Genomic DNA, 1830 nt, shown 5'->3' on the forward strand with positions numbered 1-1830 from the left:
CCCTCCTTCATATGGGCGCAGGACGAACGTACCACTACCCTTCACACAGACATTGAAGGCCCCTCGGGGAACGTGACCCAATATGATGTATCGTCTGAAATTTTTACCAATGGTCAGCCCGGCAAAAGTAAATACCTCCAGATGTCGCCGTGGAAAGCTATGCTGAGCGCTTCTTATGTGTTCAGGGAAACAGAAAATGTGACCCGCCAAAAAGGGTTTCTCACTGCGGATGTAGAATATGTAAACCACAAGGGGACCCGTTTTTCCGACAACAATAAAGAATCTTCCTCCTTATCCAAAGATTACAAAAAACAGCTGAACGAAGTGATCAAAGATGCTTACAAAGGTGCGTTCAACTTTCGGGTGGGTGGCGAATTGAAATTCAATATCATCATGGCGAGGCTTGGTTTTGCTTACTATGGCGATCCTTACAGGGATGTTCCCTTCAAAGCAAGCAAGATGCTGGCCAGCGGAGGCCTCGGCTACCGCAACAAAGGGTTCTTCATCGATCTTACTTATGTACAGCATCTTACAAAAGATGCGAACATGCCTTACGTGCTTTCGGGGCAGGATAACACTTTTGCCACTACAAGGGTGCAGCAAAGCAATGTGGTGGCTACGTTGGGCTGGAAGTTTTGATTCCTGAAGAAAAAAAACGCTGATTTAAAAGGATAAAATGATTGCGTTGATTGTTTTTACTTCGTAAAAACTTAAAATGCAGGTTATAAGAATTTGAATCTTGTAAAGTAGTTCCAAATTCTTATAAACTGCATTTCAGTTTCCTGCCTGCAGGAAACAAGCTGTGCAATCCCTTCCCAATACGAAGATGCAGCAGAGCAATGTGGTGGCTACGTTGGGCTGGAAGTTTTGATTTCAGAAGAAAGAAAAACGCTGATTTAAAAGGATAAAATGATTGCGCTGATTGTTTTTACTCCCTAAAAACTTAAAATGCAGGTTATAAAAATTTGAATCTTGTAAAGTAGTTCCAAATTCTTATAAACTGCATTTCAGTTTCCTGCCTGCAGGAAACAATCTGTGCAATCCCCTGCATCCCTTTAAAATCTGCGATCCTTCTCTTCTCTTCGTCTTCTCTCTCCGCATTCTTAATTCTTAATTCTTAATTCTTAATTCTTAATTTTTAATTTTTAATTTTTCATTGAGCTGTTCCGCGGTTCCCCATTCAAACTCTTCATCCTTCTTAAACCACGTCATCTGCCGCTTGGCATAATGCCTGGTATTTTGTTGGATGAGTTCTATCGCCCTTGGCAAACTGATCTCATTATCCAGGAATGAGAAAATTTCTTTGTACCCCACTGTCTGCAGGGCATTCAGCTGTTTGTATGGTAATAATGACTCTGCTTCTTTCAGCAATCCTGCTTCCATCATCTGGTCTACCCGTTGATTGATGCGCCCGTACAGCACTTCCCTCGGCAATTCTATCGCCGCTTTGATGATATGGAAATCGCGTTTCTTTTTTTGCCCCGAGCGCAGAGACGTGATCGACAAACCCGTTGCCAGTTTCACTTCCAGCGCACGCATCACCCGCTGCGGATTGTGTATTTCGCCATGGGCAAAAAAAACGGGATCCTGTTCCTGGATGGTTTGCTGCAGCCATCCCATACCTTTTTCTTCATATTGGCGAATGATGTCCTGGCGGATGTTTTCATCAGAAGCTGGTATTTCATCCAATCCTTCACAAAAGGCTTTGATGTACAAGCCTGTTCCGCCAACCATTACAACAGTATCGTGTTTTTGAAAAAGCTCCTGCACTTTATCCAGGGCGTATCGTTCGTAATCCGCCGCTGAAAAACTTTCGTGTATGGAATGTGA

General features: G+C 43.2%; 1 protein-coding gene and 1 pseudogene. One reads left to right on the top strand and one right to left on the bottom strand.

Annotated features, from left to right (window positions below):
• Positions 1-639 (top strand): annotated as a pseudogene (locus tag EGI32_RS08800) (aromatic hydrocarbon degradation protein); the annotation flags it as partial.
• A gap of 492 nt (positions 640-1131) precedes the next feature.
• On the opposite strand, the gene miaA reads toward EGI32_RS08800, so the two are convergent.
• Positions 1132-1830: tRNA (adenosine(37)-N6)-dimethylallyltransferase MiaA (gene miaA, locus EGI32_RS08805; RefSeq protein WP_255155024.1), on the bottom strand; the 699-nt coding region annotated here is incomplete at its 5' end.

Origin of the sequence: Ferruginibacter sp. HRS2-29 (assembly GCF_024343615.1) — a bacterium.
Lineage (GTDB): Bacteria > Bacteroidota > Bacteroidia > Chitinophagales > Chitinophagaceae > Ferruginibacter.